This is a genomic window from Candidatus Infernicultor aquiphilus (assembly GCF_002784285.1).
Lineage (GTDB): Bacteria > Atribacterota > Phoenicimicrobiia > Phoenicimicrobiales > Phoenicimicrobiaceae > Infernicultor > Infernicultor aquiphilus.
The window spans coordinates 1-7673 of the sequence record NZ_PFKO01000334.1 but is presented as its reverse complement, the minus strand read 5'-3'; the positions used below and the strand labels follow the sequence as shown (position 1 = coordinate 7673).

Below are 7673 nucleotides of genomic sequence, written 5' to 3'. Positions count from 1 at the left end.
TTTTAAAATCTTATCTTCTAGATTAAGTTTTAATTTCATTTTTATAGACCTTTTCTATCTTCCCTTTTAGCTAAAAATCGCGGCTAAAAATGCAGCCACCAGAATAGCGGGTAATAGATTCCCAACCTTAATTTTTTTTATCCCTAATAATCCAAAACCTATACCCCATATTAAAATTCCCCCCACCGCAGTCATCTCATTTATTATTTCCGGAGATAGGAAATCTTTTATGGTGCGAGATAACAAAGTAATCCCTCCCTGATACAAAAATACCGGAATAGCCGAAAATAATACCCCTATTCCCATAGCTGCAGTAAAAGCAATAGAGGTTACTCCATCTAACAATGATTTGGCATAAAGTATATCTGGATTACCACTTAGGCCTTCCTTAATAGCACCCATTATGGCCATAGAGCCTACACAATATAATAGACTGGCGGTAAGAAATCCTTCCACAAATCTTTCCGATGTATTATTACTCTTAAACTTCCGCTTAATTCTTTCTCCAAATCTTTCCAAACCTGCTTCAATGTCTATTATCTCTCCAATCACCCCACCTATTACCAGAGAGAATATCACCAATAATATATTATCTGCTTTAATAGCCATCTGCATCCCAATTAGTAAAGAAGCTAATCCGAGGGCTTGCATTATAATTTTTTCAATTTTTTCAGGAAATTTACTCTTTAAAATAAGTCCCACAGAACACCCTAAAAAAATTGCCACCACATTTACTATTGTTCCTTTCACTAATATTTCTTCCTCTCTACCAAATTAATCTTTTATATTATATTATAACCATGTTTTATTTAGTCTGTATTTTATCTCATATTTTCCGATCTAAAAATTATATTTTATTTATTATACCCCAAAGTTTGATAATTGGTAATATTTTTGGAAAAATACATCTTTTAGTATAATTTTAAATAAAAAGGAAAATATGCTATACTCTAATTTGTAGATTTCAGGTTTTAAGTTAAAAATACCATCTAATTGGATAGCCGAGGTGTAGGGGCTCGATTCATCGAGCCCGCTAAAAAATTAGATAGATAATTCGGGTCGGATAAATCCGACCCCTACACCAGATTTAGAACTTGCGATGACTATTCACTAACAACTATTTAATTGGTAAATTTGACAAATCAAGGAGTAAAGGATTATTTGGATGAATTAATTTTAGATAAAAAGAGACTCTTTAAAGGATTGTTAATTTCTTTATTTATTGGAATTATAACTTTTTTAATTATTACTTTTATCACTACTAACCAGAATACTTGGGCAAGTTTTTCTTATATTAACCAAAAATACTTATTTTTAGCTTTTATTCTAATGCTATTTGCTGCCACAATAGATGCTCTTAGAATAAAAATGGCGGTAGAATCAGTTAATGAAAAAATCACCTTTATGGAAGCTTTAAAAGTATATTATATTAGCAACTTTGTTGGTGGTATAACTCCTTTCTTCTCTGGTACTTTACCCGCTCAAATATATTTATTTAATAAAAATATCAAACATAAAATACCTTTGGGCAAAGCTACGATGATTGCCACTATTATGCCTCTACTTAAGACTCTGGTTTTTACTATCGTTAATCCTATTATCTTTTTCTATTTTAGGGAAACAATTACCGGTTATACGACTCTTTCTATAATTCTTATTGACCTGGCTATCTTATTTTCTCTCTTTCTTCTCTCTTTATTTGTTTTAGCAGTAAAATATCCGGAAATGATAATAAAACTAATCCTAAGGATTCAACAATTATCCTGTATTTCTAAATTTTTTAAAAAAGAAAAAATATTACATTCAACTGATAAAATAATTTTCGAAATTAAAGAATTTCATAAAAGTTTTAATCTATTAAAAGAAAATTGGGTTAAAATACTATTATCTATCCTCTATACTGCTATTTTTTGGAGTACTTTTTTTGTAATAGCTCCCCTTATTCTTCGAGGATTTAAAATTAACTTTAACCTTTCTCACGTATTGATAATGCAAGCCATCTTCTACTTTATTTTACCTTTTATGCCTACTCCAGGTGGTAGTGGAGCAGCAGAGGTTGGTTTTGCTTCTCTATTCTCTTTCTTTATCCCTCATTACCTTTTAGGTCTTTTTGTAGGAGCTTGGAGATTTATAGTCTTTTACTTTAACTTAGGCATCGGGTTAATAATGCTTTTGGTAGAAATAAAGGATTTAAAAAAGAAAAAAGAGATAGAAATAAAGTAATTATATTTCTTCTTCTTCTTTTTTTATCTTCCTCCTGGCTTTACCTCTAAGCCCACCAAAGGATTTAAAGACTTGGTCAATACCTAAAGCAATTATCAATATAGGCCAAAATTTCCAAATATTTTCTGATACTACAAAATCAAAAAAATATTGAGCAAAAAATTTGGTTCCTATCACTATTAATATTATTCCAAAAAAAATGGATTTATTTTGCCAGATCTCTTTTATTCCCCATATAAATAAAATTATTGGCCAAAATTCCCAAACTTTCCCCCAAACTTCCATATCAGTAAAATTTTCAACTATAAATATTATACCAATTACTAATAATATTAATCCAAAAATCCAATTTCCTTTACCTTCTTCACTAGCACTCATTATTTTCCCTCCTTTAATATTTTTTCCCGCTTTAATAAACGAATTCTCTTTGCTTCTTGCCAAATATATTCCAAATCATAAAAATTTCTTTTCTCTTCAGAAAATATATGCACTATTACATCACTATAATCCAATAATATCCATCCTGTCTCCGGCTTGCCTTCATAATGCAATAATCTAATTTGATTTTCTTTTAATTTCCTCATGATAAAATTAGATATTGCTTTTAATTGGGGTGCTGAATCACCACTAGTAATTACAAAATAATCCGCTACCGGAGTTAAATTACTTATTTTTAATATTATGGTATTTTTTGCTTTTTTATCTTCCGCAGCAGATACAACCATTTTTGCAACAGTTAATGAATTTTTCTTCAAAAACACCACCTCTTTTTAATTAGTCATATCTTTCCCTAATATTATAATCAAATCTGAACCTTCCTTATGAGCAATTCCAGAGCTGCCATTCCCATTTAAAATTTTTACTTTTATTCCTCTATTTTGGACCATAAATTAATGATTTTACTTTTTTCTGCACTTCTATTGTATCTGGTTCTAAATAGCTAATTCCATTAATATATACTGGATTACCTTGAACGGTTTCAATTATAAATTTATCCTGGCTTACCCCTTTAAATAGATTAGCTAAAGCAACTGCATCTTGTAGTTTTAGATCAGTTTCTAAGTACGTTTTTAACCCCTCCAATATCTGCGTAATTTTTGTAACAGAGCCAAGATTCATCATTTTATTTATTAAAGCCTCAACTAATTTTTGTTGTCTTTTTATCCTACCCAGATCGCCTAAGTTATCATGCCTAAATCTAATATATTGTAAAGCTTTTTCTCCATCTAATATTTGCTTTCCTGGATAAAGGTTTATATTAAGTCCTCCTGCTTTATCAATATAATGCATCTCTTTTTCTATATTTATCTCTACACCGCCTAACTCATCAATAATATTAACAAATTTGATAAAATCTACTATAACATAAAAATTTATGGGTATATCTAAAAACGAACTAACTGTTTTACTTATCAGTCCTTTTCCTCCAAAGGCATAGGCATGATTTATTTTATCCATTCCTCTTTCTGGAATTTCTACCCTTATATCTCTAGGAATAGATAGAATAAGGACATTTTTAGTTTTAGGGGAAATACTCAATAAAACTATTGTATCAGCCCGTCCTTGATTTTCAATTTCGTCACAACCTACAATTAGCATATTTATTCGATTGTAAGATAATATATTAGAACTAAAGGGAAATATCCCAAAATAATTTAAAAAAACAATTAGAATAATTAATAATAAGATAAAATATATCAAGGGGCTTAATCTTCTTCTATTTTTTTTCCCTTTTAATCTTCTTTTTTTACTCTTTCTTGTCTTACCCTCTAAATTATTTTCATACATTAAGTATAAACCACCTTATTTAGAATATTATTTCTTGCTTTAATAGAAACAGGATGAATTAATAAGCCTTCACTAATCAAGTATAATAACTCTTTATCCAAGACCATTAACATCGCTCTATCTAAATCTTCCCATACTATCTTTCTTACTTCTTCCACTCCCTCCATATTCCTTAAAGGTTCAATTTTATCACTAAGGTAAATTACCTTATCTAAAATAGACATATTAACTGCGCCAGTACTGTGTATCCTTATAGCTTTCAAGATGGTAGAATCTTGAATATTAAATTCTTTTTCTGCTATAGCTGCTCCTACTAAAGGATGTAATAACTTAGGAATTTTATAAATAAGTTTATCTGTCTTTATATTATATTCTTTAATCATCGCCTGTAAAGTTTTATAATCTAAATCTTTAGCACAATCATGCAATAATCCAGCAATCTCTGCTTTGGTCACATTACAACCAAAATTTAAAGCTAAATCACGAGCCACTTCGGAAACATTGATAGAATGTTCTAATCTTTCTTTACTCAACATTTCTCTTAATCTCGACTTTATTGAATTAATATTCATTCTCATCTCCTAATTTTTGTTTGAAAAAGATCATTGATATAATTTGTTCTTATAAATGTATTCTTCTACTTCGTAGGGGAGTAAATATCTTATACTATTTCCTTCTCTCACCCTTTTTCTAATAGCAGTAGAAGATATAGCCAGAGGAGGAATCTCCATAATTTTAATAATTTTTTTAAATCTTTGATCTAATTTATTTAAATCATATCCCGGTCGAGTAGCTGCTACAAATTGACAAAGCTTAATCAATTCCTCGCTCTTATACCAGGAATTTATTTCTAAAAAAGCATCAGCTCCAGTAATAAAAAATATTTTAATTTTATGATTATACTTTTTTATAAACTCTTTTACTGTGTCGATTGAATAAGAAGGACCTGACCGATGAAGTTCAATTTTAGATACTTCAAAAAAAGGATTGTTACTGGTAGCTAAAATAGTCATTAAATATCGGCATTCGGGGTTAGAAATATTATTTTCTCTTTTGTGGGCAGGTTGACGACAGGGAACAAATATTATTTTATCTAGTCTAAAATTAACTCTCGCCTCCTCAGCAGTAAACAGATGCCCATAATGTATGGGATCAAAAACTCCGCCCATTATTCCTAAACGCTTAATAGTTTCTTTTTCTTTAAAAATTATAATTCCTCCCTCTTTTAGTATATAGTCGTTAGTATATAGTAAAGAAAATAGAATTCAGAAGCCAGGGGTCTGGTTTCTGATTTCTACCTTTTTTCCGAGATACGATTCACGAGATACGAGACACGAATATAGCTTTAAGCTTTTCGTTTTTTACTATATACTATACGCTAAACACTATACGCTAGTCACCTTTCTCCTCCGGTATACTTTCTTCAACTTTTGTTTCTATTCCACTCTGTTCGGGCTCTTTCTCTTTTTCACCCTGCACTTCTCCATTAATAACTACAAAAGTATTATTTTTATCCGGATAAATCCAGTTCTCTATCTTATCTACATCTTGAAAGCTAACTTCTATTTTAGGAGGATAACCAAAGCCAAAATACCCCTTTTTTTCCAAAGCTTGTTGATAGGGGAGTGACTTTATTCTTTCTAACTCAAACCATAATTTTTCTTCCTTATCTTTTAATCTTAAAGAATGGTACATTTTGGATAATTGAATATACGAACGCCAATATGGTGAAGGATGAGTAAAGGATAAAGGATTTCTAACTTCCTCAATATTTATTGATTTTATATAGCTTTCTATGGCTAAAGGAAGAAACTGTCGGGTAATTTTATCCCCTAAAACCTGGTAAATTTCTCCTGCCCAAAAATAAGCCTCTAATAAATTTGGTTCTATACTTATCGCTTTTTTAAAATAAGGAATGACAGTAAGCAAGAGGTCTACAGAAGGGACGCTTTCTTTATAAAGGTATTCCTCAGGATTTCCAATCATTTTAATTCCTTCGTTTAAATAATCAAGGGCACTATCTGATTGAATTCGAGATGTACTATTAAAACTCCCTATTAAATACAAGAAAGCATATTGATTTTCTGGATTTATCCTTAAAACTTCTTTCCATTGTTCTATTGCCTTATTGTAAGCCCCAGATTGTTGGTAAACTCTTCCCAACCAATAATGAGCATTTTCAAAATTAGGGTTTAATTCAATAGCTTTCTTATAATTTTGTTCGGCTTTCTCGTAATTTTCCTGCGTAAAATATATATACCCATTTTTATAATAGGTTTGATAATCTTGAGCATAAATTGCTCCACTAATTATAATTAAGATTAGAAATAGTATTAATAAACTTAAGCTGATTTTTAAGTAAAATTTCTCCCTTATCATTATGTCTTCACCCTCACTTTCTTCTGATAAAATAAGTCTTTAATTTTATGATTCTTTCAACTTCTCCACATAATTCATTCTTAAATTAGCCAATAAACTTTCAATCCGCTTATAATCTTCCTTGTTCAAGTCATCTTTAATTTGATCATATAAAAATGCTATAGTATCAATAGTAATTTTAGCTTTTTTTAAATCCTTATTCGCTTTTTTAGTCTCAGGATTCATAATAAGACCCAAATATTCCCACGACTTTCCGCTCAACATACCTATAAACCAAACAAAAAGAACAGGTAACTCGGGTTCTTTAAAATGTTCTTCTTCTTTTTTTTCTTCTTCTTTAAATTTTTTCTTTGTCTCTTCTTTTTCTTCTTTTTTAACTTCTTCTCTTTTTATCTTTTTATCTTTTATTTTATCATTGTTTTTCGCCTTGTTTTCCTCTTCCTTCATTATCTAATCTCCTCCCTTCTAAATGACTTTTTGGTTATAATTATGTAGGGGCACAATGCCTGCCTGTGCGTGTACGCACGCAGACAGGAATTGTGCCCTCGCCATATTATTACCTAATTTCTCCTGTGGGCACGATGCATCGTGCCCCTACATTACTTTTTATTTCATATTGCGTGGCGCATAGGTTAGACTAACTACACAATAAGAAGCAATGCCCTCTTTTCTCCCAATAAAACCCATCTTCTCATTGGTGGTAGCTTTAATATTTATCCTTCTGGAAGATATTTTCAAAACTTTAGCTATATTATTTTTCATCTTAATAATAAAAGGCGTAAGTAGGGGTTCTTCTAATACTACTGAAATATCTATATTATTTATGGCAAACTTCTTTTCTTTTAAAATTTCATAAGTTTTTCTTAACAACTTTAAACTGGAAATATCTTTATATCGTTCATCATTATCTGGAAAATGTTGTCCGATATCTCCTTCTCCTGCTGCTCCTAATAAAGCATCTATTATAGAATGAATCAAAACATCCGCATCTGAATGTCCATCTAAACCCTTTTCATAAGATATAATTTCTCCTCCTAAAATTAATTTTCTTCCTAAAATCAAATGATGAACATCATATCCAAAACCTACCCGCATATTTACCTCACTGTTTATCAGTATATAGTATCGAGTATCGAGTTACCCCCTTTGCCAGTTAACCGTTAACCAGTAAGTTGTGTAATATGTAACCTGTAAGTAATAAGTAACCTATTTTTGTAAATTAAGAACTATAATCTAATTGCTCATTACATATTACTTATTATTGTGTCTTATCCGCTCCACGC

At 30.3% G+C, this 7673-nt stretch carries 10 protein-coding genes; 1 reads left to right on the top strand and 9 read right to left on the bottom strand.

The window, feature by feature from the left end; genetic code table 11:
• Positions 1-66 precede the first annotated feature (66 nt).
• Positions 67-750 carry a DUF554 domain-containing protein gene (locus COZ07_RS09325; RefSeq protein WP_406608291.1) on the bottom strand — a complete coding sequence of 228 codons (684 nt, stop codon included), beginning with the start codon at positions 748-750 and terminating at the stop codon, positions 67-69.
• Between the two features lie 411 nt (positions 751-1161).
• Between COZ07_RS09325 and COZ07_RS09320 the strand changes: the two genes are divergently transcribed.
• Positions 1162-2223: a lysylphosphatidylglycerol synthase transmembrane domain-containing protein gene (locus COZ07_RS09320; protein WP_406608290.1), complete on the top strand. Its 1062-nt coding sequence runs from the start codon at positions 1162-1164 to the stop codon at positions 2221-2223.
• Here COZ07_RS09320 and COZ07_RS09315 read toward each other — a convergent pair whose 3' ends face one another.
• From COZ07_RS09315 to ispF, 8 genes are all read right to left on the bottom strand, one after another.
• Positions 2224-2601, bottom strand: a complete 378-nt coding sequence (locus COZ07_RS09315; RefSeq protein WP_406608289.1) for a LiaF transmembrane domain-containing protein — start codon at positions 2599-2601, stop codon at positions 2224-2226.
• A complete protein-coding gene (gene rsfS, locus COZ07_RS09310; protein WP_406608292.1) occupies positions 2601-2984 on the bottom strand; it encodes a ribosome silencing factor in 384 nt (127 codons plus the stop codon). Before rsfS ends, COZ07_RS09315 begins: the two co-directional genes overlap by 1 nt.
• Before the next feature lie 112 nt (positions 2985-3096).
• The gene (locus COZ07_RS09305; protein ID WP_406608288.1) at positions 3097-4011 is read right to left on the bottom strand and encodes an LCP family protein; all 915 of its coding nucleotides are present in this window, start codon (positions 4009-4011) and stop codon (positions 3097-3099) included.
• The gene (gene yqeK / locus COZ07_RS09300) at positions 4011-4583 is read right to left on the bottom strand and encodes a bis(5'-nucleosyl)-tetraphosphatase (symmetrical) YqeK (protein WP_406608287.1); all 573 of its coding nucleotides are present in this window, start codon (positions 4581-4583) and stop codon (positions 4011-4013) included. The genes COZ07_RS09305 and yqeK overlap by 1 nt, the downstream gene beginning before the upstream one ends.
• A gap of 30 nt (positions 4584-4613) precedes the next feature.
• A complete protein-coding gene (gene nadD / locus COZ07_RS09295; protein WP_406608286.1) occupies positions 4614-5180 on the bottom strand; it encodes a nicotinate-nicotinamide nucleotide adenylyltransferase in 567 nt (188 codons plus the stop codon).
• Between the two features lie 223 nt (positions 5181-5403).
• Entirely contained in the window at positions 5404-6390 is a 987-nt protein-coding gene (locus tag COZ07_RS09290; RefSeq protein ID WP_406608285.1) for a tetratricopeptide repeat protein, read from the bottom strand.
• Between the two features lie 45 nt (positions 6391-6435).
• Positions 6436-6837 (bottom strand): DUF1844 domain-containing protein, encoded by a 402-nt coding sequence (locus tag COZ07_RS09285; protein WP_406608284.1) that lies wholly within the window; start codon positions 6835-6837, stop codon positions 6436-6438.
• A gap of 159 nt (positions 6838-6996) precedes the next feature.
• A complete protein-coding gene (gene ispF, locus COZ07_RS09280) occupies positions 6997-7485 on the bottom strand; it encodes a 2-C-methyl-D-erythritol 2,4-cyclodiphosphate synthase (RefSeq protein ID WP_406608283.1) in 489 nt (162 codons plus the stop codon).
• Positions 7486-7673: the final 188 nt, after the last annotated feature.